The organism is Micromonospora sp. NPDC049101 (genome assembly GCF_040648675.1).
Taxonomy (GTDB): domain Bacteria; phylum Actinomycetota; class Actinomycetes; order Mycobacteriales; family Micromonosporaceae; genus Micromonospora.
Window position 1 is genome coordinate 115,545 of the sequence record NZ_JBEZED010000003.1, and the last position, 25,054, is coordinate 140,598.

Annotated in this window: 28 protein-coding genes; 8 read left to right on the forward strand and 20 right to left on the reverse strand. The window is 70.5% G+C overall.

The window, feature by feature from the left end:
- Positions 1–5 precede the first annotated feature (5 nt).
- Positions 6–530, reverse strand: coding sequence for a hypothetical protein (locus AB0B57_RS04790; protein WP_357065137.1), 525 nt, complete (start codon positions 528–530; stop codon positions 6–8).
- Between the two features lie 203 nt (positions 531–733).
- On the opposite strand from AB0B57_RS04790, the gene AB0B57_RS04795 reads away from it, so the two are divergent.
- Positions 734–1,255, forward strand: a complete 522-nt coding sequence (locus tag AB0B57_RS04795) for a SigE family RNA polymerase sigma factor (RefSeq protein ID WP_357065139.1) — start codon at positions 734–736, stop codon at positions 1,253–1,255.
- A complete protein-coding gene (locus AB0B57_RS04800; RefSeq protein WP_357065141.1) occupies positions 1,252–2,520 on the forward strand; it encodes a hypothetical protein in 1,269 nt (422 codons plus the stop codon). Before AB0B57_RS04795 ends, AB0B57_RS04800 begins: the two co-directional genes overlap by 4 nt.
- Here the strand turns inward: AB0B57_RS04800 and AB0B57_RS04805 are convergent.
- The 3 genes from AB0B57_RS04805 to AB0B57_RS04815 all read right to left on the reverse strand — a co-directional run bounded on the left by AB0B57_RS04805 (position 2,446) and on the right by AB0B57_RS04815 (position 6,731).
- A complete protein-coding gene (locus AB0B57_RS04805) occupies positions 2,446–3,762 on the reverse strand; it encodes an MFS transporter (protein WP_357065142.1) in 1,317 nt (438 codons plus the stop codon). The two genes, AB0B57_RS04800 and AB0B57_RS04805, sit on opposite strands and share 75 nt — an antisense overlap.
- A 42-nt stretch (positions 3,763–3,804) precedes the next feature.
- Positions 3,805–4,686 (reverse strand): fructosamine kinase family protein, encoded by an 882-nt coding sequence (locus AB0B57_RS04810; protein ID WP_357065144.1) that lies wholly within the window; start codon positions 4,684–4,686, stop codon positions 3,805–3,807.
- 65 nt (positions 4,687–4,751) lie between these two features.
- Entirely contained in the window at positions 4,752–6,731 is a 1,980-nt protein-coding gene (locus tag AB0B57_RS04815; RefSeq protein WP_357065146.1) for a GTP-binding protein, read from the reverse strand.
- Positions 6,732–7,175: 444 nt separating this feature from the next.
- Between AB0B57_RS04815 and AB0B57_RS04820 the strand changes: the two genes are divergently transcribed.
- Positions 7,176–8,417: a cellulose-binding domain-containing protein gene (locus AB0B57_RS04820; protein WP_357065148.1), complete on the forward strand. Its 1,242-nt coding sequence runs from the start codon at positions 7,176–7,178 to the stop codon at positions 8,415–8,417.
- A gap of 138 nt (positions 8,418–8,555) precedes the next feature.
- Here the strand turns inward: AB0B57_RS04820 and AB0B57_RS04825 are convergent, their stop codons facing one another.
- Positions 8,556–9,023: a cupin domain-containing protein gene (locus tag AB0B57_RS04825; protein WP_357065149.1), complete on the reverse strand. Its 468-nt coding sequence runs from the start codon at positions 9,021–9,023 to the stop codon at positions 8,556–8,558.
- A gap of 116 nt (positions 9,024–9,139) precedes the next feature.
- On the opposite strand from AB0B57_RS04825, the gene AB0B57_RS04830 reads away from it, so the two are divergent.
- Positions 9,140–9,610: an Rrf2 family transcriptional regulator gene (locus AB0B57_RS04830; protein ID WP_357065151.1), complete on the forward strand. Its 471-nt coding sequence runs from the start codon at positions 9,140–9,142 to the stop codon at positions 9,608–9,610.
- Between the two features lie 68 nt (positions 9,611–9,678).
- On the opposite strand, the gene AB0B57_RS04835 is transcribed toward AB0B57_RS04830, so the two are convergent.
- The 9 genes from AB0B57_RS04835 to AB0B57_RS04875 form a co-directional block, all read right to left on the reverse strand.
- A complete protein-coding gene (locus AB0B57_RS04835) occupies positions 9,679–10,929 on the reverse strand; it encodes a cellulose binding domain-containing protein (protein ID WP_357065153.1) in 1,251 nt (416 codons plus the stop codon).
- A gap of 209 nt (positions 10,930–11,138) precedes the next feature.
- On the reverse strand, positions 11,139–12,110 hold the full coding sequence (locus AB0B57_RS04840) for a PaaX family transcriptional regulator C-terminal domain-containing protein (RefSeq protein ID WP_357065154.1): 972 nt from the start codon (positions 12,108–12,110) through the stop codon (positions 11,139–11,141).
- 6 nt (positions 12,111–12,116) lie between these two features.
- Positions 12,117–12,353: a hypothetical protein gene (locus AB0B57_RS04845; protein ID WP_357065156.1), complete on the reverse strand. Its 237-nt coding sequence runs from the start codon at positions 12,351–12,353 to the stop codon at positions 12,117–12,119.
- A gap of 81 nt (positions 12,354–12,434) precedes the next feature.
- Positions 12,435–13,118, reverse strand: a complete 684-nt coding sequence (locus AB0B57_RS04850; RefSeq protein WP_357065157.1) for a hypothetical protein — start codon at positions 13,116–13,118, stop codon at positions 12,435–12,437.
- 20 nt (positions 13,119–13,138) lie between these two features.
- On the reverse strand, positions 13,139–14,128 hold the full coding sequence (locus AB0B57_RS04855) for a hypothetical protein (protein ID WP_357065159.1): 990 nt from the start codon (positions 14,126–14,128) through the stop codon (positions 13,139–13,141).
- Between the two features lie 779 nt (positions 14,129–14,907).
- Positions 14,908–15,099 carry a DUF397 domain-containing protein gene (locus AB0B57_RS04860; RefSeq protein WP_357065581.1) on the reverse strand — a complete coding sequence of 64 codons (192 nt, stop codon included), beginning with the start codon at positions 15,097–15,099 and terminating at the stop codon, positions 14,908–14,910.
- Positions 15,100–15,111: 12 nt separating this feature from the next.
- Positions 15,112–15,486, reverse strand: coding sequence for a Scr1 family TA system antitoxin-like transcriptional regulator (locus AB0B57_RS04865; protein WP_357065160.1), 375 nt, complete (start codon positions 15,484–15,486; stop codon positions 15,112–15,114).
- 191 nt (positions 15,487–15,677) lie between these two features.
- Positions 15,678–15,863, reverse strand: a complete 186-nt coding sequence (locus tag AB0B57_RS04870) for a DUF397 domain-containing protein (RefSeq protein ID WP_357065162.1) — start codon at positions 15,861–15,863, stop codon at positions 15,678–15,680.
- Entirely contained in the window at positions 15,860–16,714 is an 855-nt protein-coding gene (locus AB0B57_RS04875; protein WP_357065163.1) for a helix-turn-helix transcriptional regulator, read from the reverse strand. Before AB0B57_RS04875 ends, AB0B57_RS04870 begins: the two co-directional genes overlap by 4 nt.
- A 409-nt stretch (positions 16,715–17,123) precedes the next feature.
- Between AB0B57_RS04875 and AB0B57_RS04880 the strand changes: the two genes are divergently transcribed.
- Both AB0B57_RS04880 and AB0B57_RS04885 read left to right on the forward strand, forming a co-directional pair.
- Positions 17,124–17,342 (forward strand): hypothetical protein, encoded by a 219-nt coding sequence (locus AB0B57_RS04880; RefSeq protein WP_357065165.1) that lies wholly within the window; start codon positions 17,124–17,126, stop codon positions 17,340–17,342.
- Positions 17,339–17,605 (forward strand): hypothetical protein, encoded by a 267-nt coding sequence (locus AB0B57_RS04885; protein ID WP_357065166.1) that lies wholly within the window; start codon positions 17,339–17,341, stop codon positions 17,603–17,605. The genes AB0B57_RS04880 and AB0B57_RS04885 overlap by 4 nt, the downstream gene beginning before the upstream one ends.
- Positions 17,606–17,622: 17 nt before the next feature.
- Here the strand turns inward: AB0B57_RS04885 and AB0B57_RS04890 are convergent, their stop codons facing one another.
- Positions 17,623–17,853, reverse strand: a complete 231-nt coding sequence (locus tag AB0B57_RS04890) for a hypothetical protein (protein WP_357065168.1) — start codon at positions 17,851–17,853, stop codon at positions 17,623–17,625.
- A gap of 94 nt (positions 17,854–17,947) precedes the next feature.
- Here AB0B57_RS04890 and AB0B57_RS04895 point away from each other — a divergent pair, with 94 nt between their 5' ends.
- Positions 17,948–18,685: a TetR/AcrR family transcriptional regulator C-terminal domain-containing protein gene (locus AB0B57_RS04895; protein WP_357065170.1), complete on the forward strand. Its 738-nt coding sequence runs from the start codon at positions 17,948–17,950 to the stop codon at positions 18,683–18,685.
- Positions 18,686–18,784: 99 nt separating this feature from the next.
- Here the strand turns inward: AB0B57_RS04895 and AB0B57_RS04900 are convergent, their stop codons facing one another.
- The gene (locus AB0B57_RS04900) at positions 18,785–20,098 is read right to left on the reverse strand and encodes a cellulose binding domain-containing protein (protein ID WP_357065172.1); all 1,314 of its coding nucleotides are present in this window, start codon (positions 20,096–20,098) and stop codon (positions 18,785–18,787) included.
- Positions 20,099–20,522: 424 nt separating this feature from the next.
- Between AB0B57_RS04900 and AB0B57_RS04905 the strand changes: the two genes are divergently transcribed.
- Positions 20,523–20,951, forward strand: coding sequence for a hypothetical protein (locus AB0B57_RS04905; RefSeq protein ID WP_357065174.1), 429 nt, complete (start codon positions 20,523–20,525; stop codon positions 20,949–20,951).
- Positions 20,952–20,983: 32 nt separating this feature from the next.
- On the opposite strand, the gene AB0B57_RS04910 is transcribed toward AB0B57_RS04905, so the two are convergent.
- The 4 genes from AB0B57_RS04910 to AB0B57_RS04925 form a co-directional block, all read right to left on the reverse strand.
- Positions 20,984–22,216, reverse strand: a complete 1,233-nt coding sequence (locus tag AB0B57_RS04910; protein WP_357065176.1) for a sigma-70 family RNA polymerase sigma factor — start codon at positions 22,214–22,216, stop codon at positions 20,984–20,986.
- Positions 22,216–22,569, reverse strand: coding sequence for a YciI family protein (locus AB0B57_RS04915; RefSeq protein WP_357065178.1), 354 nt, complete (start codon positions 22,567–22,569; stop codon positions 22,216–22,218). Before AB0B57_RS04915 ends, AB0B57_RS04910 begins: the two co-directional genes overlap by 1 nt.
- Before the next feature lie 138 nt (positions 22,570–22,707).
- Positions 22,708–23,418 (reverse strand): DNA alkylation repair protein, encoded by a 711-nt coding sequence (locus tag AB0B57_RS04920; protein WP_357065179.1) that lies wholly within the window; start codon positions 23,416–23,418, stop codon positions 22,708–22,710.
- Positions 23,419–23,559: 141 nt separating this feature from the next.
- Positions 23,560–25,032 (reverse strand): arabinofuranosidase catalytic domain-containing protein, encoded by a 1,473-nt coding sequence (locus tag AB0B57_RS04925; RefSeq protein WP_357065181.1) that lies wholly within the window; start codon positions 25,030–25,032, stop codon positions 23,560–23,562.
- Positions 25,033–25,054 lie beyond the last annotated feature (22 nt).

Genomic DNA, 25,054 nt, shown 5'->3' on the forward strand with positions numbered 1-25,054 from the left:
GCGGATCAGGGTTTCCGGCGTAGTTCGCGCAGCACGCCGTGCCGGCGCACGGCCCAGGCGAGGCGTCGGACGCTCGGGTGCCTGACGAACAGCACCGCCACCTGACGGATCAGGCCGAAGCGGTTGTCGCTCGCCTGGTTGTCGACAGCCTGCCAGATCAGCTCGCGCACCCTGGCGTTGTCCAGCACCGCCCGCAGCTCACGCCGGACCGCGGGGTCCTCGGCCGCGGAGGCGAAGGCGGCGACCTGACCCGGCTTGTCCGCAAGTGGCTCCAGCGCCGCCGCGACGAGTGGCCGGCGTACCTCGTCCTGCTCCAGCAGCAGCAACACGGCTTCCCGGATCTCGATCGTGTCCAGGGCGGACCGCAGCAGGCTCAACAGGCTGCGCTCCACCTCGCGGTCGTGATCGGCGGCGGACAGCGTGGCCAGCAGCACCGCCACCTCGTCGAGGTCGATGAGGTGGCGCAACGCGCTGCGGAACTCCGGCAGCCCCCAGGCAACCTGCAAGGCCTTGACGAGATTACGGTTCATGAACCATCCGCTACCCGAAAGCGACGGCCGGCGAAACCCGTGGCCGGCCGCAGGTCCGCGCGGCTGCCACCGGCGGCCTTGCGCTGCCCGTAGGGCTTGGGGCGTCCGCCGACGGCAGGGGTTCGCCGAGCAAAGTCGCGCCGACCGGTAAACCGTGCGAGCCGATCCGGTGTCTTGCAGGTTGACGAGGCTCGGGAGGGCGGATGAGTGATTCGCGTGGGGCGGAGTTCGACGACTTCGTGCGTACCCGATCGGTGGTGTTGTTGCGGGTTGCCTTCCTGCTGACCGGGGACCGGCACGCGGCGGAGGACCTGCTTCAGGAGGTGCTGGAGCAGGTGTACGTGCGCTGGCGTCGGGTGCAGAGCAGCCCCGAGGCGTACGCGCGACGTGCGCTGGTCAACCGGTCGATCAACCGGTGGCGTTGGCGTGCCCGGCGTCCGGAGCGGGCGTTGGGTGACCACGACGGGGTCGCCCGGGACCATGCCGACGCCGTCGCGGTTCGCGAGCTGGTCGTCGGGGCGCTGCGGGCGTTGCCGGCCCGGCAGCGGGCCGTGGTCGTGCTCCGTTACCTGGAGGATCTGCCGGTCGCCGACGTCGCGGCGGCGATGGCCTGCTCCGAGGGTGCGGTGAAGAGTCACGCCTCGCGTGGGTTGGCGCGGCTGCGGGAGGTGCTGGCGGATTCGAGTCTCGCCATGCCCATCACGGAAACCGGGAGTGCGCGATGACGATGAACGACAGTGAGGTGCGCGAGATCCTGCAGCGCGCGACGGATGACCTGGTCGCCCCGGCGGGTCTGCTCGGCGCGGTGCGCCGGGGCGGGCGGCGCCGAGTGGTGCGCCGCCGGGCGGTGTTGGCGGCCGTGTGCGTGGCCGTGGTGGCCCTCCCGGTGGCTGGCGGACTTCGGCTGGCCGGCGACGCGGGAGACGCCCAGGTCGCCGCACCGCTCTTCGACGAGCCCACGCGCGGTGACCTGGCCGCCGACGAAGGCTACCTGCGGCAGGTCCGCACGACATGGGATCGTCATCTGAAGCAGATCGGAGAGCCGACGAGCGGCCCGCCGCACGTCGTCTGGGCCGGCAGGACACCTGCGGGGCCGGCCGCCTACGTCGCCGACGGCACCCTGCGCCCCACGACCGTGGGGTTCGTCGAACCCACCGCCGACGGGCCGCGCGTCGGTACCCTGACGCAGGTCGGCGACTCGGGGACGGACGGCCTCGAGCAGGCCACACTGCTCGGATCCCAGCGCGACGTGCTCCTCGTCCTCGACTTCGGACAAGCTGTGGAGTTCTCCCCGGAGTTGCGCTTCCGGCCCGATGGCAAGGTCGAGCGGACGTTCACGCCGGTGGCGTTCCGCGACGGCGCGGCGGTGCTGTCGGTGCCCCCACAGCGCACGAAGCTCACCGTCGCGCTCGCCCGGACACCAGTCGACCGGAGGAACGCACTCCACATCAGCAACACGTCGCTCGTCCTCTTTCCCGACGGGAAGGACCGGCCGGCGGCACCGCTCTTCCGCCACACGTTGCCCGGCGCCGAGCAGGTGTGGGGCAGCGACCCGGCTGCCGAAGACGTGAGCGCGCCCGCCGAGGCCATCGCGGACTACATCGACCCGGTGGGCTCGCACACGCACAACGGGTCCCCCCGGCTGTCGGTCTACGGGGCAACCCCGGACGGTCGCCGGCTCCTCGTGGAGAGCATCCAGTACGACGACCACCCCTCCTGCGTCATCGCCTTGCTCGCCGGCAGGAACCTTCCCTTCGAAGCGGTGGCCAGCATGACCACGGACTGGCTGGCACCCCTGCCGGTACGGCTACGACTGCCCGACGACCAGGGCATCTTCGTCGCCGCTGAGGGGTCGGCGCTGAGCTACCGGATCGGCGACGGGCAGTGGCAGGACGCCGGCCGCAACGCGGCACTCCTACCTGCCAGCGCCACCGACGTCCGGGTCACCGACGCCGACGGGACCGCGACGAGCGTCCCCGTCGGGCCCTGATCCCGCAGACCGGCCGCCGGCAGCCCCGCCGGCGGCCGGCGCGGTGGCCGGCAGTCGAGATGCCTCACCCGCTTCGCGGGAACGCGTGCGGTGTGTTGCTGAGCCCCGCCGCGCGTCCACGGCGAGCAGCAGGAGCGCGGCCAGCGTCAGCAGCCCACCGGCGAGGGCCAACGTGCGTGCCCCCGAGGTGGGCAGGAGGGCACCGCCGAGCAGTGAACCGCCCGCGATGCCGGCGTTGAAGGCGGTGCTGACGCCGGCCGACGCGATGTCGGTGCTGCCCGGGGCCAGGTGCAGCATCCGGTTCTGCACGGCGGAGCCGAACGCCGCGTAGGCGAGGCCGATCCCGGCCAGGAGCGCGACCGCGCCGGGCCGGAGCGCGCCGAACGCGTACAGGCCGAACAGCGCGGCCGTGCCGATGCCCAGCGGCGTCAGCAGGGAGGCGATCGGCCGGGTGTCCAGGGTCCGCGCCGCAGCCAGGGTGCCGACCACCCCGGCGGCACCGGCGGCGAACAGCAACGGCGCGAGCAACGCGTCGGCGAAGCCGCTGACATCCAGCAGGAACGGTGCCACGTAGGTCTGCAGGGTCAGGAAACCGCCGATGCCGAGGGCGGTCGCGACAAGCAACAGGATGAAGCGTCGCCCGTCCGGTGCGGTGCCCCGGGCGGCGCCACCAGCGGCCGGGGGATAGGAGGGCAGGAAGACGAGCACCGCGGCGGCGACGGCCAGACCGACCCCGGCCAGCGCCGCGAACGCCGCCCGCCAACCGGCGTGCTGCCCGAGCCAGGTGCCGAGGGGTACGCCGAGCACCGGGGCCAGCGTCGCCCCGGTGGCGAACAGCGCCACCACCCGGCCGCGTACCGCCACCGGAAAGGGACCGGTCACGGCCGCCGTGGCGACGGACCAGAACAGGGCCTGCGCGAGGGCGGTGGCGAGTCGGGAGCCGGCCAACACGGTGTACGTCGGCGCGAGCGCGGCGGTGCCGTTCGCGGCGGCGAACAGGAGCATCGTGCCGCCGAGCAGGTGACGTCGGGGGATCCGCCGGGTCAGCCGGGCCAGCGGCACGGAGGCCAGCACGACCACGACGGCGTATCCGCTGACCAGCAGACCCACCTGGGAACGGGACCTGTCGAGATCGGGTGCGATGTGGGTCAGCAGACCGACGGGCAGCAACTCGGTCGTGATGAACGCGAACGCGGCGAGGGAGAGCGCGACGAGCACGGCCCTGGCCCTGCGCGGCGACACCTCCGGCACCCGTCGCCCACCCCCATCCCTGGCCACCAGAGGTCAGGAACGCGGCCGGAACGGGGCGAGCACGGCACGGATCTGGTCAGCCGCACCCCAGTCGTCGTCGAACTGGGCCAGCACGGCGAGGTGTTGTCGCAACTGGACGATCGGCATGCGGGCCCGCCAGTCGCCGTCGAGCGAGGTCCGGTCCGCGTAGACCTCGAAGAACCGGCGCGCCTCGGGCGGGGGCGAGGTCGACCACAGGTGGGCGAGGTCGACCTCGGCCCACATGTACGACACCGCCGGGTCGATCAGCGCGGGTTGCCCGTCCGGGGTGGCCAGCACGTTCTGGACCCACAGGTCGCCGTGTGTCAGGCACGCGGGCCGGACCGGCAGCAGGTCGGGCAGCCGGTGACACAGTCGTTCCAGTGCCGCCCGGTCTCCGGCGTCGAGTGCCGCCTGCACGCGGGGCTCCCCGAGCCACCGGAGCAGCCGGTGCTCGGCGAAGAACGCGTGGCCGTCGTCCTGCCAGGTGTTGACCTGGCGGCGACGGCCCAGCCAGTTGTCGCGGTGCCATCCGAAGCGAGGATGGGTCGTGCCCAGGTGCATGTCGGCCAGGAGGTGTGCGAGTCGCTCCCAGAAACTCTCGCTGTGCGGCCGCTCGTGCAACACCGACAACACGAGCAGTCGACGGTCGGCCAGGATCACCTCGGGTGTCGCCACGCCGCCGAGCTCGCGCAGGGCGGCCAGCCCTTCGGCCTCCGCGAGGAAGACCCCGTCGTCCGGCTCGTCGGCGAACGCCTTGACGAACACCGGCGGCGCGTCCCGGCGGGTGACCATGCCCGCGAGCGCCGCGACCCCGCCGGCCACCGGCTGCACCGTGACGACCTCGCGCATTCCGGCTTCGAGGAGGCGCTCCAGCAGGATCGTCGTCGAGCGCATCAGAACGCACCCCCCACCGTCGGCGTGCTCGGTCGCCCCATCCTAGGTGGCGGTCGAGCCCGGCTTCAGGACCGGTTGCGTGGCTGGGCGAGGAAGCGCAGATACTCCACCCGGTCGAACGGGTTGCCGTCGGTGCGCGGCCGGCACGGCGGGTCACCGGACACCGGGCTGTCCCCGCCGGGCGTCGACGACCACAGCCCCTCGCCGCTGGACAGGTCCGGTAACCGCCGCTGCGCCTCCGGTTCGAGCCGCGCCGGCAGCACCCCGCCGATCCGCCAGCCGGCCGCGATCTCGTCGGTGCCGTCGATCCGGGCTCCGAGCCGCCCCAGGTACGCCGCGACCGCACCGAGCCGGTCGGCCGGCACCTCCGCCTCGAACCGGCGACACGGCTCGAAGACCCGGGTGCCGGCCTCGGCGAGCGCGCGCATGAGGACGTACGGCGCCAGATCGCGGAAGTGCCCGGCCGTGGTGATCGGCGACCAGTAGCCGCTGTGCGTGAGGGTGACCCGGATGTCGGTGACCGGCCAACCGTGCCGACCCTGGTCGAGAGCGGCCCGGGTGGCCTCCTCGATGGCCTTGTGGAACGACAGCGGCAGCGAGCCAAGTTCGACCTCCAGCCGGTAGCGCACCCCGGAGTCGGGCTCGACCCGGAACCCGACCGTGCCGAGGAAGCCGTGCCCGATGATCTCCACCGCCGTGCCGGTGCCGGTGGGCCGCTCGACGTGCATGAGCCGGCCCGGCCCGAACTCGGCCTCGATCCCGTACGTCTCGGCCAGCGTGGCGGCCAGCACCTCGCGCTGCACCTCGCCGTAGAGCAGCACGCTCGTGCCGCCGTCCGGGGCCACCCGGGTCCGGATGAACGGGTCGGTGTCCGCGATGTCCAGCAGCGCGGCGTGCAGCGCCAGCGTCCGGGCCGGGTCGCGGGGTCGGACCACCGCCTCCAGGGTCGGCGCCGGGAAGTGCGACCGCCCGTCGAGGCCGGCCGGGCTGCCGAGCTGGTCGCCGAGGCGTACCCCGGTCAGGCCGGCCACCCGCGCGATGTGCCCGGCGGTCAGCGCGGCCGGCGGATCGTCCCGCCCGGTCTGGGCGTGGTGGGTGGCCGCGCCGATCACGTCGAGCCGGGTGATCCGGGCGCGGGTCGTGGTGGTCCGCCCGTCCGGCTCCCGGCGGTACGCGACGACCCGCTGGCGGGCCCGGAGCTGCCCGCCGTACGACCGCAGGTACGCCACCCGTTCCCCGGCGGGGTCGCGTTCGATGGCGAAGACCCGGGCCCGCGGCTCGGACTCCGCCGGAGGCGACGCCGGGAGCAGGGCCGCGATGGCGTCCAGCAGCTCCGGTACGCCGGCTCCGGACAGCGCCGAGCCGAACAGCAGCGGGTGGACCTGCCCGGCCGCGACCTGCGCCCGAAGCACCTCGTCGATCCGATCCGGGTCGGGCGGCAGGTCGTCCACCAGGTCGGCCAGCAGCTCGTCGTCGTGCTCGGCGAGGGTCTCGGCGAGACGGTGGACGCTGCGGTGGTCGTACCGTGGATCGTCACGGCGGAAGGCGGCCTCGGGGGTGCCGGGCGCGTGGACCGTGCCCAGCGGGGCGACGGCCGGGGTGAGCAGGCGGCGCACGTCCCCGACCAGCTCCTCGGGGCGGGCGCCGGCCCGGTCGATCTTGTTGACGAAGATCAGCGTGGGTAGCCGGAGCGACCGGAGGATCCGCATGATCCGCCGGCTGTGCGGTTGCACCCCCTCGACGGCCGACAGCACCAGGATCGCCGCGTCGAGCACCCCGAGGGCGCGCTCGACCTCGGCCACGAAGTCGCTGTGCCCGGGGGTGTCGAGCAGGTTGACCTGGCGGTCGCCCAGCCCGAACGCGGCCACGGCGCTGCGGATGGTGATGCCCCGACGGCGTTCGATCTCGCCGGTGTCGGTCTGGGTGGTGCCCGCGTCGACGCTGCCCAGCCGGTCGATGGCGCCGGTGGCGTGCAGCAGGCGTTCGGTCAGGCTGGTCTTACCGGCGTCGACGTGGGCGACGATGCCAAGGTTGACGGTCTGCATGGGCTGACGGGTCCTCGAAAGCTCGCGTCCGGATGGGCGGGAAGATTTCGAGCCCTCGCATCGCCGTGCTCCCGTCGGTCGTTCGTGCCCGTCGTGGCGCCGGACCGATGGTGGCCCGGATCCGTCTTCCGGCAACGCTGGCACGGCCGGGACCGGCCGGTCCACCGAAATAACTGTCAGCCGGCCGGCACCCACCCGGACGGGTGACGCTTGATTAGATCGTCTCCCGTCAATAGATTGAGGGTGGGCGCCGCCGGGGTCCGGGTGACCGGGCCGTCGGCGACTGACAGGTCCACCCCGAGCCGGGCACCGCGGTCGTACGCACCGACCAGCCGTTGTGGCGCACCGCCGCGCCGCACCCAGGGCGCACTGCCGTGCCGCGTCCGTCCCGGACGCGCGTCGCCGTGCCGCCTCCGTTCAGCTCGATGGCAGAAGGACCTCCCCATGACGATTCTCCGCGCCCGCCCCGCTTCGACCCTGGCGGTCGTCGCCGCGCTGGCAGCCGTGACCGCGACCGGAACGGCCCTGCTCACCAGCCCCGCCTCGGCGGCCCAGGGCTGCCGGGTCGACTACACACCCAACCAGTGGTCCGGCGGATTCACCGCCAACATCAAGGTGTCACCCGGCGACACCGCCGTCTCCAGCTGGACAGTCACCTGGACGTACGCCGGAGACGAACGCGTCACGAACGGCTGGAACGCCACCGTCAGCCAGTCCGGCTCGACGGTGACCGCCCGCAACGTGTCGTACAACGGCAGCATCCCGGCCGGCGGCGCCACCGAGTTCGGTGTGCAGGGCACGTTCGGGTCCAGTGGCGGCGCGCCGACCGGGTTCAGCCTGAACGGCGTACCGTGCAACGGCACCGGGCCGATCCCCACCACCGCGCCGCCGACGACGCCCCCGCCGACCAGCGCGCCGCCGACGACACCCCCGCCCACCACCCCGCCACCGACCACGCCCCCGCCGACCACGCCCCCGCCGACCACGCCGCCGCCGGTCGGGTGCGCCGGGGCGGTGCTCTGCGACGGCTTCGAGAACCAGACCGGCTCGACACCGTCCGGCGACTGGACCGTGGTGAGCCCGGACTGTTCCGGCGCCGGCACGGCCACCATCGACACGACCACCACGCACAGCGGCAGCCGGGCGGTCCGGATCAACGGCGCGGCCGGCTACTGCAACCACGTCTTCATCCGCTCCACCAAGAATCTCGGCAGCGTGGGCAGCGTCCGGTACGGCCGAATCTGGGTCCGCCACACCACCGCCCAGCCCACCGAGCACACCACGATGATGGCGATGACCGACGCCGCCGACGGCAACAAGGACCTGCGGATCGGCGGCCAGAACGGCGCCCTGCAGTGGAACCGCGCCTCCGACGACGCGACCCTGCCCGAGCAGAGCCCCGCCGGGGTGGCCCAGAGCGTGCCGCTACCCACCAACCGGTGGGCCTGCCTGGAGTTCATGGTGGACGGCTCGGCCGGTCAGCTCCGTACCTGGCTGGACGGCACCGCCATCGCCGGGCTGACCGCGGACGGCGTACCGACGCACGACATCGACGGCCAGTGGTACAACCGCACCTGGCGGCCGCAGCTCACCGACCTCAAGCTGGGCTGGGAGAGCTACGGCGGCGGGGCCGACACCCTCTGGTACGACGACGTCGCGATCGGGTCCAGCCGGATCGGCTGCTGACCTCCAGCTATCGGAAGGAGGGGTGCGGGGATCGTCGCCACGAACGATCTCCGCACCCCTCTCGTCGCCGGGGCCGATCTCCGCATCCCCCTCGTCGTCGCGGCCCCGGGGTCGACGAAGCACCCGCGCGGCTCGTGGTCAGCCGCGGCGGCCTGCCCACAACGGGCTGTCCACGTAGTGGTTGTCGTAGCGGTCCTGGGTCTCGCCGACGTCCTGCCAGGTGGCTTCGCCCCGGTGCACCCTGTCCAGGAGTCGGTAGTAGTCGAACCGAGGCTTCCCGGGGGTGATCACCACCAGGAAGTCGGCGTCCTGTCCGTCGGCGGGGGCGAAGGCGTGCGGGGTGTTCGGCGGGACGAAGAGCGTGTCTCCCCGGTGCAGGGTGTGCAACTCGTCGCCGACGAGCATCTCCAGGGCGCCGTCGAGCACGAAGAACAGCTCGCCGGAGTGCGTGTGCAGGTGTGGTGGCGCGCCGTCGGTGCCGTGCCTGAGCAGGGCGCGGTTGCTGGTCAGGGCGCCGCCGGTGTGCTCCGGGTCGAGGAGCAGTGTGATCACGCTGGCGGGGTCGCTGTCGAGAACCTCGGCCTGGGCCGCGCGTACCAGTGTCATTGTCGACTCCTTCGACGATCGCTGAATCCTAGACATTAAATGTCCAGAACCCGTCGACGCCAGTGAGCATGACACTCGTCCCAGGTTCTGGACAGGTAAAGTCCAGAATCATGCGGATGAGCCAGGGTGTCGAATGGGCACTCCACACGTGTCTCAACCTGAGCTGGCTGGACGCGCCGGTGCCAACGGGCACCCTCGCCGCGTTCTACGAGCTGCCCCCGGCCTACCTGAACAAGCAGCTACAGGCCCTGGTCCGGGCCGGGATCCTGACGTCGACCTCGGGGCCGCGCGGGGGCTTCCAGTTGGCCCGTGCCCCGGGTGCGGTCTCCCTGCTGGACATCGTCGCCGCGATCGAGGGCCCGGAGGAGCTGTTCCAGTGCGACCAGATCCTCCGCAAGGGGCCGGGCGAGCATGCGGGCGTGGACTATCGGCAGTCCTGCGCGTTCGCCCAGGCCATGCGGGGTGCCGACCTGGCCTGGCGGCGGGAGTTGGCCGGCCGGACCGTGGCCGACGTCCGGGCCGACGTCGAGCGCGGGTACCCCGAGGCGGCCGCCAACACCCGGGCCAGGATCGCCGAACTGCGCTAGTGCGGCGGGCCGGTGCGCCGGCACCGGCCCGCCGAGCGGCCTGGTTGTTTGTCAGGATCGGGTGAGCTTCAGCTCCCGGTGCAGGTGGCGGTGGTGCCGCTGCCGCTTCCGGTGCCCTGGAATCCGAAGCTGGTGCTCTGCCCCGCGCCCAGTCGGCCGTTGTAACTCTGGTTCGCGACGGTGATGGTGCCACTGGTACCGCTGGCGACACCGTTCCACAGCGAGCTGACCGAAGCTCCGCTGGGCAGGTTGAGGGTGACCCGCCAGCCGGTGAGCGCGGTGGTCCCCGCCGTGACGGTGACGGTGGCGACGAACCCGCCGTTCCACTGGTCCTGAACGGAATAGGCGGCGGTGCAGGCGGGGGTGCCGCCGGGCGGAGGCGTGGTCGGCGGCGGCGTGGTGGGCGGCGGCGTGGTGGGCGGCGGCGTGGTGGGCGGCGGCGTGGTGGGCGGGGGTGTGGTGGGCGGCGTGCCGTCGTCGAGCGTCAGGTTCTTCTGCTGGACGCTCCACTGGCTGCGGCAGAGGCCGCAGTTCGGGCCGACGAAGTTCCCGCCGGCGGTGGTGTCGCCCTTCAGCCGCCACTTGAGGTAGAGCACTGCCACCCGGCCGAACTCGCCGCCGTTGGGCTGGTCGTACGTGCCGCCGTGCCCGACGTTCAGGTTGCCCATGAAGGCGGGCAGCCCGGCCGGCAGCTTGCCCCAGTCGTCGATGGCGTTCGGGTAGGCGATGTCGCTGGGCCCGCCGACGAAGTAGGCGATCGGTTTGGTCAGCCGGCGGAGTTGGTAGTCGTCGGCATCGTTCAACAGGCCGCTGCTGAAGATGCCGGTCGTGGTGACGCGCGGGTCGTTGGAGACGGCGTAGGCCTCCAAGCCCCCGCAGGAGAAGCCGGCGACGGCGACCTTCGTGGTGTCGATCCTGTTGAAGTACTTGCTGCCCTGCCGGGAGTTCTCCGCGACAGCCCAGTCGATGGACTGGGTGAGCATCTGGGAGTTCGTGGAGCCGGATCCGTTCGGAGCCCCGTTGGCGATGGCGAGGAAGCCGTGGGAGGCGATCTCGCGGAGGAAGTTGCCCTGGGAGAGGCCGTTGGCCGAGCAGCCGCCGTTGCCCCAGACGACGATGGGGAGCCGTTCGGACGGGAGTGTCTGCGGCCGGAAGATGGTGTGGTTGGCCAGGCTGGCCGAGGTCTCGTAGTCCGCGGGATACGGGCCGGAACCGCCGACCGCGGCATCGGCGGGTGTCGCGCCGAGCGCCATGAGCACGGATGTGATCGGGACGACGGCGGCGGCCAGGCCCACACAGATCTTGGATCTCGTTCTCATGTACCCCTCCAGCGGATGACGCGACGGCGCTCCCTGCGGCGGCGGTGGGGCAGGCGCCCCTCGACCATGGTCGTCAGCGCTGGTCACGGGCCAGGTCGACGTGGGCGGGTCGACCACCCGGCCGCGGTTTCCCGCAGGCGATCCGAGGGGAGCGGTATGCAGTTACTATCACTCTCGCAATGAAAAGTGTCAATGTCTCGGCGGTGTCGTCAGCCCCCATGGGGTGGGCCGGCGCGCGTGCCACCTGTCGGTTCCGGTCGCGAGGGATCTCTCGAAGCCTGGAAGTGGGTGATCCACGACGAGGCGTCCGGCCAGTGCGGTGTCGCCACCTCGACGAGACGCGCCTGCGCGAGCGAGCCGAGCGTGGAGTGGATGTCCAGGAAGATCTCCCTGGCCTCCCGACGCGGCCAGGGCGTCGGCAGCAGGTGCTGGGGCAGATCCGGGTCGAGGTCCGCGAACCTCCGCCAGGAGTCCATGGCGGACGTCCGGGCGACAAGCGCCCTGGCCGGGGCCACCTCCCCGTTGCGGGCCGCCACCCGCAACTCGGCGTACCGCTCGATGAAATCCGCGTACGCCGACGCGAGGGCGCCCAGGTCGTACGCGGACGCCGGGCCGTGCGGCCCGGCCTCGTCGTCGAACCGGACGTGCAGGACCGACCACCGCGCACCGCCGACCTGCTGCAGCAGTTCGCGCAGCGCCTCCCGCACCGGCGCGGCATCGGATCCGGGCCGGATCCACACGCTGTCGTACAGGCCCACGAACCTCAGTTCGCTCAACGCCCTGCGCACGGCGTGCCGGGGCGCCTGGCCGGCGCTCGGAACCGAGAAGGAGGCCATCACCCAGTCACCGGTCCAGCGCGGCGGCTGCGCGCCGAAGGTCAGGAAGTGCCGCATCCGGGAGCGATGCCTGGCGATCGCCGTGGGCGTGAGGTGGTAGACCGGTGGCCGCCGGTTACCCCGCGCCGCGATGAGACCGCGCTTCACCAGCCGGGACAGCGCCGCACGGGCACTGGACTCGCTGACACCGAACTCCCGCAGGATCGCGATGACCGCCGTGGACGGCAGTTGGGCATCCGCGGAGTCGAGATACTCGCCGAGCACCGTCGTCAGCAGATGTTGCGGGCTGGACCCGATCTGGGCTCGGGGGACTCGGACGTCGTCGGCGGGCTCGTGGGCACTCACCTCCGCTCACGCCCGAGCCGAACTCGTGCCCACGATGTCGATGGCGACCCGCAGAGGTGTTTCCGCCCTGTCGAGCAGTTCGAGTGTGATCGCGATCGCCTGGATCATCCCCACCTCGTGCTCGGCCAGGAACGTTTGGACCGCGTCCATCCCGTCGCTCTGGAGGATGGGGCGGCATTGCTCGACCAGCGCTGTCCAGCGTGCGGCATCTTCGGTGCCAAGGCCGATGACGTGGTCGAACACGACCTCTCCTTTCACGCTGACTGGCGGGATGCACGCATTGAGCCTCAGACGAGGAAGGCCGCGATGCGGAACTTCCCGCTGCTACCCGCCTCCGCGCAGACCCCACTCATCCAAACCCGAGTAGATCAGGCCGGCGCGGACGACCGGCGCACCGAGACAGATGGACTCGCCCGAGTAGATGGAGATCAGCGAGTCGGCGCCGCGCCACCAGACGTCTGCCAGTCCGCGAACTTCTGCCACTGGTTCGAAGTCGTGCAACTCCAGGTGATCCAGTGCCTCGCCGGTCACCTTCGTGATCTGCTTCGCCCAGTGCGCGGCGTGATCAGACAGGGCGACTGATTCGACCCAGCCTTCCACACTGGCGTGGAGTGGCACCCACCGTCGGCCACAGTGGATCCCGAACTCGCCAGCCGGGCCGATCATGAACGAATAGGGAACGGCTGTCCGTTGCGGGCCGGCTTCGAACCACCATCCCGAAATCGCGGGACCATCTGCCGTTTCCGCCGGTGAACCTTCGGGGATGCCGACCTGAAAGTATCTGGGGCCGCCGTCGTACTTCGGTGCCGGTGGCAGGACCAGGCCGCCCCACCGACGCTGGAACGCCACGGCGCGGTCGATCTCGTCGGCCGGGACGCCCGACTCCAGCCAGGCGGAGCGGTGTTGCTCGACGTCCGGCAGGTCGGCTTGAACCCCGTCGGCGACAATGAACGACCGGGCTCGTCGGGTCAGCCCTTCCGGAACGTGGTGAAAGAGATTCAGCCTCACCGGTTGGACCCTACCTACCGTCAGTAAAGGGGGCCGGCAGCGGCCGTCGGTCGGGTGCTGAGGGCGTAGCCGGCGGTCGTGACACCCAGCGCCACACCCCAGCCGAGGAAGACGAGCAGTGTGGCGGTGACCGCCCAGCCGTCCCACACCTCCGACCACCGCAGCTCGCCCGTGACTAGTCGGTCGACGACCACCGCGGTGCTGAGCACGCCGTAGGCGACAAGTGTGAGCGCCACCATCCCGGCCGGGATCACCGCCAGCAGCCGGGGCACCCGTCGACCGCCGAGCCCCGGCACCCAGCGCGGAAACTGCTGCCCCCACCGCTGCACCAGCCCGAGAACGAGCAGGCCGGCGAGCGGTGGGGCGAGAGTGAGCGCCACGCCCGTCGCCGTCGACAGGTCGCGGTGGATGTCGTCCAGCTCCCGCTCCGAGATGCCGAACGGAACGCCGAGCACCCAGAGCCCATGGGGTACGGCCCAGCCGACCACCGGGAGAGTGACCGCCACGTACGCCCAGCGCCGTGTCCACCGGGGCACCGGCCGGTAGCCGGGGGTCACCGGTCCGCGCCGGGGACCGGACGCGTTCGCCAGCCCGGTGAACAGGATGCCACCGGCCAGCAGGGCGAGCCGGGCGCCGAGGTCACGCCAGTCCGAGGGACGTCCCGTCAACGCCGCCGGGACCTCGAAGAGCAGGTGCAGCGGGAACGCGCCGACCAGGAGCAGCGCCGCCGCCAACCAACTGGCCGTGGTCGCGGGGCGGCCGGGGGAGCGGAGTACGCCCACGACCACCACCGCGAGGGCGACGAGGATCGCCACCGCTCCCCAACCAGCCCAGAACGGCAGTGTCTCGACGTGGTCGGCGCCGCATCCCCCCGCCGGATCGACCAGGTCGGTCCGGTCGCAGGCGGTGTACGCCCACCGGCCACCGGCGATCCAGAAGAGGCGCAGAGCCAGCTCGCCGAGGAGGAAGGCGCCGCACGCCACCGCCCACGGTCTGGCCCGGTTGGCCACTGCGAATCGGTACGTTCGAGCAGTACGGTCGGACATCCCACTCCCCACGGACGGTGCCGCGCCGGCACACCGGGCCGCTCGTCGCCGTGCCCGCTGTCCACACCGGAACCCAGCAGGCACCAACCGGCAGCCATGGATCGATGATCTGTGGCGCTGGGCGACTCCTCCTCCCCCGGCAGAGGGGACTGCGCTCCCTCGGCGAGGTGACATCCGCGCGCCGGCCGGGTGTCGTGTGGCACGAAGACCGGCACCCCGGAGTGACAGATGCCGAGCGGGCCCTGGGCGCGTCGTACCGGAAGGTCGCCGAGGCCAAGCAGAAGGCGGCAGGGATGGCCGTGATGGACACGCGGGCAGCACCGATGGCCACCATGGACGGCAGGCGACGAACACCACGCGGCTGCGCTGGTTGGTCTGGGCCGGTTGTGCGGGTGGGCGTGGGTCGGGCATGTGCTGGCCCGCGCTGTCGGGCTCGCCGCTTGATCAACTCGGTGTTCATGAAGTCGGGCTGTCCCGGGCGAGCGGATGCCCCGACTTCCTGTTAATCAACTCGGGTTTCGTAAAGTCGGGCCATCCTGGGCCGGCAGATGCCGCACCTTCCTGAAAGTCCCGAAGGTCAGGGCCCGACTTCCTGGGCAGGCTCGCGCGGAAAGGGCGGCGGTGACCAGCCTACGGACGTTCGCGGAAGCCGGGTGTGGTCGTGCTGGCCATCCCACCCGGCACCGCTGCCAGAGGTTGAGCCAGCGCCTCCCATCCATGCGGACGGGGATGTTGGCCAGACGTCAGCGCTTGAGCCCCTGGACGAACGACGACCAGGCGGACGAGGTGAACGACAGCACTGGCCCCTGCTGGTCCTTGCTGTCGCGGACAGCGACCACGGCCGGGAGGTTATCCGCTACCTCAACGCACGCGCCGCCGTTGTTGTCGCTCCGTGTGGACTTTCGCCACACTGCGTTCGTGAGGTCCGGGGTCATCATGGTCAACCTCTACTTGATTTCGTCGACGATCCGCAGGATGAGCTTGCGGGACTCTACTGGCCCGAGGGCTGCCGCTTGAAGACGAGCCCACAATCGAGTGTATGCCCGGACGGCCTCGGGGCTGTCAAGGTAGTCGGCGTCAGCGAAGGTCTCGACGTAGATAACGCCCGACGCTTCTCCGAACCGCAGGACGATGAAGTTGTACGACGACGCTACGTAGGTAGCGGCATTCAGCGGGAACGCCTGGACCGTTACGTTCTTGCGGCGGCTGACCTCCGCGACATGCAGCAACTGCAGCGGCTCGGCGTGGTCGCCGGTCACCCCGTAGAAGTCGAGCAGCAGCTTGAGGTCGGTGAGGCGGATGCCGGACTGGCCCAGCTCCAAACGGCTGATCTTGCTCGATGAAGAGTCGATCAACTCTTAGGAATTCGCCGGAGTGACTGCCGGCCGTTCTCACGGCACTCGCGGAGCTGTTTCGCTTGCGTCGTGGTTCCGTCGTGCGCCTTGATCGGCTAGCGGAACGTTTGCGGTAGCCGGGTGTGGTGGCCTTCAGGGACCACACCCGGCACCCTTGTTCACGCGTCGATTTTGCCGGACTTGATCCCTTGGACGAAATCGATCCACTGACCAGCGCTGAACGCTAGCACCGGTCCAAGTCGATCTTTGGAGTCCCGGACCATGACTAATGGGGTTGGCGCGGCAACCTCGACGCAGTTCCCCTCGTTGCTGCGGGTGCTCGTCTTCCAGTTGAGCGTGGTCATGTTAGTTCCTCTGCGATCGATGCCATGAGTTTGCGAGACTGCGCTTCGGTCAGCGCCGGGTTCTCCATGATCTCCCACGCCTCCCCGTACGTTGCGACCTCAGCGGGCTTGTCGAGGTAGAGCGCACCCGTGAGACTGTCGGAGTAGATGATCGACGGCTCGGCTCCCCCCTCGAAGTCGAGGATCGTGAACGTGCCGCTGGTCATGTTCCCCCGGTGCAGAGCCCCGGCTAACGGAATCACTCGCAGCGAGACGTTCGGCTGCCTGCTGACCCTGATCAGGTGCTGCACTTGCTCTGCGTCTATCCCTCGCCGCAAGACAGCCTCCTCAAGCAGAACGTCGAACTGCGGAGCGGGTGGTGCCGAGCGCGTCAGTAGCGCCTGACGACCGAGACGCACGGCTAGCCGTCGCTCGATCTCCGGCCGGGTGATGTCTGGACGGGCTACCTGCAAGACGCGGGTAGCGTACGTCTCGGTCTGGAGTAGGCCGGGAACAAGCTGCGCTTCGTACGTCCGGAGTCGAGCTGCTGCGGCTTCCAGTCCCACGTACAGCTCGAACCACTCGGGGATGGCGTCGCTGTAGGAGTGCCACCAGCCTCGACCCTTCGTCTCCTTCGCGAGGCCCATCAAAGCCTCGGTCAGTTCTGGTGACGCTCTGTAGATTTTGCACATCGCTTCTACGTCGAGCGATCTCATCGAAGTAGCGCCAGTCTCGATGCGCCAGATCTTCGGTGTCGACCACTCCAGCGCGTCGGCTGCTGCCTTGACTGTCACGCGGGCTTCCTCGCGAAGCTGCCGCAGGTACCGCCCTAGCTGTCGCCTGGGGACCGTCGAGCCGGTGTCTGTCGTCACTGCCGCTCTCCTTCTCGTGACTACATACCGGGCGCGGCTTGCACTCGATATGTAACTCCTGTCGGTCACGCATAGCAATGGAATCTATCAAGATGAAATCTACTCTTACGTTTCATCCAAAATGTAATATTGCATATCCGCGTTGACCGGTAAACCATTGCGCTGGGTGTGGCGATCGGGTGACTGTGGGTAGGCGTGCTGCCGCAACCCTCTACGAGGGAGGGTGAATGAGCCGGCACGTGCCTTACGGCGAATACCTGACGGCGGCAGCGATGACCTTGGCTCGCAGGCATCGGCCGGTGTGGTCGTGGGTCAAGTGGCGCAACGTCTGTCGGTGCGGGAGCGAGTTGCCGTGCCGAGTCAGGCACCGGATCCCGATCAACCGGGGTCACTGGCCGGGTGAGAGCCGATGACCACCCACCTTCCGGTCCTGCCGCTCTGGCTGTGCGACGCGTGCGCCCGGCCTTGGCCATGCCCCACCCGCCGCGTTGAGCTGCTGGGGGAGTACGCCACGTCGCCGGTGGCCCTCCGGATCTACCTGGGGTCGCACTTCGCCTCGGCCCTGCAGGACATGTCCTGGGCTCCCGCCGACGCCGTGTATCGCAGGTTCCTCGGGTGGCTGGCATGAAGGCCGGTGACGTCGTGCTGATCGGGGCGGCCTGCTCGGTGCAGTTCTCGGGGGACCGGGCCCTGATGCTGCGTCTGGTGTCGGTTGGCGAGACCGACCCGTACAACGACTGGATCTGGGTCACCGGGTACGTGCTCGACGCGAAGGGGTTGGCTACGACCAGGCGTGAGCTGTACGTCCTGCGGGCCGGGCTGGTCGTCCAACGGGGAACCGCCCCGGCGGGTGTGCAACCGAGGCGGTCCGGTTCGCGCGTGACGGTCTAAGTCGTATCGGCGGGCGGTCAACCGGCGGTGTCGGAGTAGACCTCCACGTCGTAGAGCAGTTGCACGTGCCGGCGGCCGTTGGTGATGCCGACGAAGGTCGGGTCGCCGGCCGGGGTGCGGCCCTGACGCCACACCTCCGCGCGCGCCGCCTCCCGCGACTCGTGGTGGGTCCTGCCCTCCTGGTGCAGTTGGAGAACGCGACGTGCGGTGATCCGGTCGCTGTCGAGGTGCACACGTAGCAGCGGCATTCTCCGACCTCCCTGCCGACCGTACGGCCAACCTTCGCTTGTTCAGCTAGCTTACCGATGTTAAGTCCCCTGTCCAGTGGACTAGGGTGGTGCCATGACCACCGCAGAGCCGGGCGTACCGTCGATGCCCACGGCCGGGCGACGAGACAGCCGCACGTCGTCGCCGGTATGGCTACGCGCGGAGTCACCCCGTCCGGCACGAAGAGCGCCGCTGACCCTCGGGCGCATCGTGGACGCGGCGGTGACACTGCTGGACGAGCGTGGCGTCGAGGGTCTGACCATGCGCGGCCTCGCCCAGCAGCTCGACGTGACGGCTACCGCCCTGTACTGGCATGTGAAGACCAGGGACGACGTTCTGGACCTGGCCGTTGACCAGATCTTCGGCGACGTGCCCATCCCGGACGTGAGCGACGACTGGCTGGAGGACGCCCGCCTGCTCGCCCGAGCCTGGCGCGCCGCCATGCGGCGGCATCCCTGGGCGCCGAACCTGGTCGGACGTCCGATGCTCGGGCCCAACGTCCTCGCCCGTACCGAATTCCTGCAGTCGGCGCTGGTGCGCGGCGGCTGCCACGGACTGCAGCTCGCGGTGGCCACGCGGATGCTGGCCAACTACGTCATCGGCGCCGCGCTCACCGAAGCCACCTGGCACCAGACCGCGGATCCGCACGCCCGGGCCGCGGCCCGAGACCACATCGCCGCGAGGGCCGACACCTACCCGACCCTCGACGCCTCCGGCCATCTCGACGACACCCGATGGGACGACGACCTGCTGTTCGAGGAGGGCCTCGACGGCATCCTCCGGGCAGCGGCACGGACCGGGCTGCCGGAATGACCGGCGCGCCGCCGGCGTGACCGTGGGAGAGCGGGGTCGGCAGTCGAGCCGAAAGGCCCGGAGCAGACTGGCTCCGGGCCTTTCGGTTTCGCCCTCTGCTCAGGGACTGGCGCAGGTGGTGGTGGGCGGGGTGGCGCTGTCGCCGGTGGCGGTGAACCCGAAGGTGGTCGACGCGTTCGGGGCCAACGTGCCGTTGTAGGCGGCGTTTCGGACTGAGACGTTGCCGGTGGTGCCCGTGTTGGTGCCGCTCCAGAGGCTGCTGATGGCCTGGCCGCTGGCCAGGGTCAGGCCGACGGTCCAGCCGTTGACGGTGGCGGCGGTGTTGTTGGTGACCGTGACCTCACCCTGGAAGCCGCCGGGCCAGTTGTTGACCATGCGGTAGGTGGCGGCGCAACTGCCCGGCTCCCCGGTCGGCGGAGGCGTGGTCGGCGGCGGGGTGGTCGGTGGGGGCGTGGTCGGGGGCGGGGTGGTCGGCGGGGGCGTCGTCGGCGGAGGGGTCGTGGGGGGAGTGGTGGACTGGAACTGACTGAAGAATCTCCAGATCTCCCCCGAGGTCCAGGTCCTGGAGTCGTTCGGGCTGGACCCGTCGACCGGGCTCGGGGTGTGGTCTCCGTCGAACGCGGCCCACTGCACGGGATAGCCGGCTCGGCAGCCCGCGTAGGTGGTGGTGATGTGGGTGCCGCTGCCCCGGCTCGGTTCGCGGGGGCTCTGGGCGGTGCAGCCGTTGTTCCTGACGAACGTGTCGCGCAGCGCCCGGCCCTGGGAGATGTTCAGCACGCTGTCGTAGATGCCGTGGATGCCGAAGTAGGGGACGGGTTGGGTGCCACCGTTGCAACCACTGAGATTGGCGCCGGACAGGACGGCGACCGCGCGGATGACTGTTGGTCGGGCACAGGCCACGGCGTAGCTCATCGCGCCGCCGTAGCTCCAGCCCAGGGCGAAGCGTTGGGTCGTGTCGACGCAGAGGTCGTTCTCGACCTGTCGGGAGATGTCGTCGAAGAGGGTCAGGTCCCGACCGTTGGTGTTGGCCCAACCGGCGTTGATGCCCTGGGGCGCGACGAAGATCGTGGTGTTGTTCGACAGCGGCGCGAGCCCGTAGTAGCCGGCCGAGGCGACGTTGTTGGCCGAGCCGTTCAGCCAGTGGAAGCCGAAGATCAGCCGGTAGGGCTTGTTTCTGTCGTACCCGTCCGGGATCCGCAGGATGTAGGTGCGACTCTGGCCGCTGCTCTGGATGGTGCGTGTCCCGTTGGTGAGCGTGGGGGCCTTGCCGCAGCCGGCGGTCGCCGCGAGCGTGCCGTTCGTCGCGGCCACCGCCTCCGGGCCGAAGCCGCCGTTGAGCACGCCACCGGCGGCCGCCGCGAGGAGAACCGCCGCGCCCGCGATGAACGAGAAGAGCTGTCTATGCTTCGCCATTGCTTGACTCCTTGCCACTGGTGGTGGTGCGGGACCGGCTCCGGCGACCGCCGGCCGCGCCCGTGGTGACACCGGGGATGTGGATGACGGTTGCCGGCCCGTGTGGCGTGCGGGGCCGTACCGTCGCTGCCGGGTGTCCGCCGCGACGGGCGTGGGAAGCTGGGGTGTGCGGCCGGAGACCGGGGTCGTCCGGCAACCGCCCGCGGTCGCCTGGCATCGGCGGAGCGGCCCGGACTGGTCACCGACTGGCAGGGGCGGCCGGAGGGCGTCGCCCTCGGCGTGCCGATGTCAATCGGCTGGGTGCTGGGAAGCGTGCCCTGCGCTCCCGCGCCGGAAAGATAGCATGTCATCGATGTCTTGCTCAACCGTCCGAGGGCACACCCCCCACAACAGGCCGCAAAAGGCCTAGGAGCGAGGAGTCGCAATGAACGTGGCTACCCTGGTCGGCGGCCTTGTCGCACTCTTCATCGCCGCGGCGGCGCTCGTGAGCCTACGCAGGCGCGGTCCAGCATCCGGTTCCGTTGGTCTGCTGCTGAGACTCCTCGCGGTCGCGGCCACCGCCTGGATCGTCATCGCGCTGCTGCCGTTCACGATCGACGACAGTGGCGGTGCGGTCAGCTATCTGCTCGGTGTGCCGGTGGTCGCGGCCGTGTGTCCCCTCGTCGCCGACCTGACCCACCGTGCGGTCGGCATCACCACGACGGTCTCGGCGGTGGTGCTGCTGCTGTGGGCACTCCTCCTGGGCCTCGGCGTCGGTCTCTGGTTCGTCCTCCCGGCTCTGCTGCTGGGGATGGCCGCGATCGCCACCGTGCCGGGCCGAGGCGCGGCGGTGCGGGGAGGCCGGGATGCCTGAAGCCGCCTGCCGCCCCGAGGTGCTGCGCACGATCAGTGCTGCCGCCGCACGTCCGCCAACCGCTCGACGAGGAAGGCACGCTCCACATCGTTGTCGGTGAGGGTCAGCGCCTCCTCGTAGGCGGTCACGGCCTGGGACCACCGCCTCAGCTGGCGCAGGAAGTCGGCGCGGGCCGCGCTCAGATATCCGTAGGTAGCCAGGGCCGGGTCGGCGAGCATCGGCGTGAGCGCGTCGAGGCCGGCCTCGGGGCCGTCACGCAGCCCGATCGCGACGGCGCGATTGAGGCCGACGACTGGCGACGGCCACAGCCGGAGCAGGGTGTCGTAGAGCCCGACGATCTGGTTCCAGTCGGTGTCCTGCCAGGTTGGCGCCTCGGCGTGCACGGCGGCTATCGCGGCCTCCAGGGCGTACCGGGTCGGTGGCCGTCGGCGCAGCGCCTCGGTCAACAGGGACAGGCCCTCGCCGATGAGCTGCCGGTTCCAACGGCTGCGGTCCTGCTCGGACAGCAACACCAGCCGCCCGTCGGCGGACGTGCGGGTGTCCTGGCGTGCCGTGGTGAGCAGCAGCAGTGCCAGCAGGGCGCTGACCTCCGCGTCGGTCGGCATGAGCAGGTGCAGCATGCGGGCCAGACCAATCGCGCAGTCCACCAGGTCCTGCCGCACCAGGTGCGCGCCCACCGGCGCGGTGTGGCCGGTGGTGAAGATGAGATGGACGACCTCGAGTACGGCGCCGGTCCGCTCACCGAGCTGGTCAGGCCCCGGTACCCGGTACGGGATGCGGGCCGCGGCGATCTTCCTCTTGGCCCGGGTGATCCGCGCGGCCATGGTGGTCGGCGGCACCAGGAACGCACGCGCCACCTCCGGGGTGGACAACCCGCACACCAGGCGCAGGGTCAGCGCGACCCGCGCCTGCCGGGACAACGCGGGGTGCACACAGGTGAAGATGAGGCGCAGCCGGTCGTCGACCAGGCCATCATCGGGGCCCGGCACCGTCTCGTCCGCGACGAGCAGTGGCATCTTGCGACGGAACACCGACTCACGACGCAGCACATCCCGGGCCCGGTTGCGGGCGATGGTGGTGAGCCAGGCACCCGGCCGGTCGGGAATGCCACTCTCGGCCCACGTCTCCAGGGCCTGCGCGAACGCGTCCTGGGTGCACTCCTCGGCGAGATCGAGGTCGCGGGTCAGCTGGGCGGTGGTGCTGAACACCTGGGCCCAGTCGCGGCGGTGCGCCTGGGCGACCGCCGCGACGACCGTGTCGTTCATCAGTGGTCGACCACCGGACGGATCTCCACACCGCTGTGACCGGCGCGCACCTCGGGCAGCAGTGCCGCCAGAGTCAGCACCTCGTCCAGGTCGGCCGCCTCCAACAGGTAGTAGCCGCCCAGCGCCTCCTTGGTCTCCAGGAACGGGCCGTCGGTCGTGTCGAGCTGGCCGAGTGCGTCCGCCCGCAGCGAGGTGGCCGTGGGCGCCGGTTCCAGCTGCTGCCCGCCGAGGACCCGCGCGCCGGCCTCGGCCACGAACGCCACGTGGGCGGCGTCGTGGGCCTTCCACTGCTCGTCGGTCATCGCGTCCCACTGCTGCGCGTCGCCGTAGATGAGGATCATGTACTTGGCCATGTCTGGCATCCCATCGTGTGCTGGCCCCCGTCGGTGGTGGCCACTACCTAGACGACGAGTTCGCGGAGCCCCGGATCGACAGCCTGGCGAAATTTCTCCGTTCGAACCCGGCGCGGCCGTCGGCCTCAACAGCAGTCCCTAGGCCACTCCGGTCAGGTACATCCGACGTCGTCGAGGCTCGAACTTCTCGATCGCGTACCGCAGCATGACCCGTGGCATGACCTGGTAGCGCCCGGCGAGGAACCGCTCCGCCGCCGCCCGGTCACGGTTGCCCACCTCGCGCAGCATCCAGCCCACCGCCTTCTGCACGAGGTCGTGGGGGTCGCGCAGGAGCTGGTCGCCGAGCCGGAAGGTCCACTGGAAGTCGCCGGCCCTGATGAAGGCGAACGTCGCCATGATCGCGATGCGCCGGTCCCACACGAGGCTCGACGCGGCCAGCCGATCCAGGACGCCGCGGTCCTTGTCGAGCAGCCAGGGCCCGACGATGTACGGCGCGGACGAGTCCACCAGATCCCAGTTGTCGATGCGGTCGGTGTTGGCCAGGACGATGTCGAAGATCTGGCCCCGGGCCTGCTCGTCGCCCTTGGCGAACTTGCGCACCAGGACGAACAGCGCCGTCAGCCTCTCCTCGTGTACGTCGCCGGCCAGCAGGTCCGCCGTTGCCGACAGAGGAAGATCGCGCCAGTACCGGGCGGCCACCTTGCGCTGTTGTGGCACGGAGACGCCGATGGCGCGGTCGCCCTCGGCGTACCCGCCCGGGGTCATCTGGAGAAACCGGCTCGACGCCGCCGCTCGGTGCGGGTCGGCGAGGCTGGCGAGCTCGGCACGGACGTCGGCGATCGTGGCCATCACCGCCCAACCTACCGGGACCGCCGGGCCGGCCATGACCTCCGACCGAGCCCTGGCGGTTCGGCAGCTTCCGGCACCGACGGCGGTGCCGCCTCCGTGAGTCTCACGGCGGCGGCACCGCCGGTCGGGTGGTGGTACGGGTCAGTTGCGGGTGGACCAGCGCTGGTTCTGTTGCCCGTTGCAGGCCCAGAGGAGGAGCTTGGTGCCGTTGGCGGTCCCGGCGCCGCTGGCGTCGAGGCAGAGCCCGGACTGGACGCCGGTGATGGTGCCGTTGGAGTTGATGTTCCATTGTTGGTTGGTGCCGCTGTGGCAGTCCCAGATGATGGCCTGGGTGCCGTTGGTGGTGCCCTGGCCGCTGGCGTCGAGGCACTTGTTGCCCAGCACCTGCAGTTGTTTGCCGGCGGTGTGGGTCCAGCGTTGGGCGGTGTTGCTGGTGCAGTCCCAGAGTTGGACCTGGGTGCCGTTGGTGGTGGTGCCGTTCGGCACGTCAACGCAGCGGTTGGACTGGCCACCGACGAGCTGGACGCCCTGTTGCGGGTTACCAACGGCCGGCGCGTACCCGGCGGCGGCGATGTTGGCCTGCACCGCGTCCTCGGTCGCCGCGGTCGGGTAGCCGGAGGTCATCACGCCCTCGTAGAAGGTGCCGCGGGCAGTGTTGCTGTTGTCGCCGCCGATGCCGAGCAGGATGGCGCCTTCCTTCTTCATCGGGTGGTAGCCGTTGGGGCGGCGTCCGTCGAAGTAGTTCGTCAGGCCGCCGGCCTGGGCGTTGCCGCCCCGGATCGCCCAGTGGTTCGGTTCGCCCTTGACGATGGCGGTCACGAAGCGGTGGTTGATGGGCGCCATGGGGTTGTATCGCGGGTTCACTCCGGAGAAGAGTCCCCATTCCATGTCCATCATGATCCAGGGGCCGTTGCCGTCGCCGTAGCCCCACACTTTGTTGTTGCCGAAGTAGATGGTCTCCATGATGCCGATGTCGTCGGCCATGGCGTTCGTCTGCGCGTTGCCGTAGTCGAAGCAGCACCCGTTGTTGTAGTGCGTGCCGTCGAGGACGGCGTACATGCCCTCGGGCTGGTCGCCGGTCGCGATGCCGTTGGTGTTGTTGTTGCGGTAGCCGGTGCCCGGAGGGATGTAGACGCCGTACGCCTTCTGGCCGCCGATCGTGACCGGTGCCGCCTTCGCGTCGGCAAGGTTGTCCGACCCGCCAGGCCCGGGGCCCGGCACGCCGCCACCCAAGGCCTGGGTGAGCCGGTTGTTGCGGCCGGACTGGTCGTAGATGATCGTGATGACGCAGTTGGTGTTGGCGCAGAACGTGTCCTGGGTGGCGGCGTTGACGTAGCCGCCCTCGCTCAGCACGCCGACGTCGCGGGTGGTGTTGTCCGACGAGCGGCGAACCTGGTAAAGCGGGCCGTTGTACGCGCCGTACAGCGCGCGGGTGGTGCTGTGCGCGGCGACGCACGGGGTGCCACCCGAGGCGTAGATGTCGCACGGTCCCGTGCCGGCGGCGCGGGCGACACCCGGCGCGTCCGAGACCACGTAGATACTGGCGCCTACAGCGAGAACCAGCAGGGTTCCCGTCGCGGCGAGCAGACGACTCAGTCGTCTCTTCACATTCATCGGATCCTCTCGGCGGTGAGGT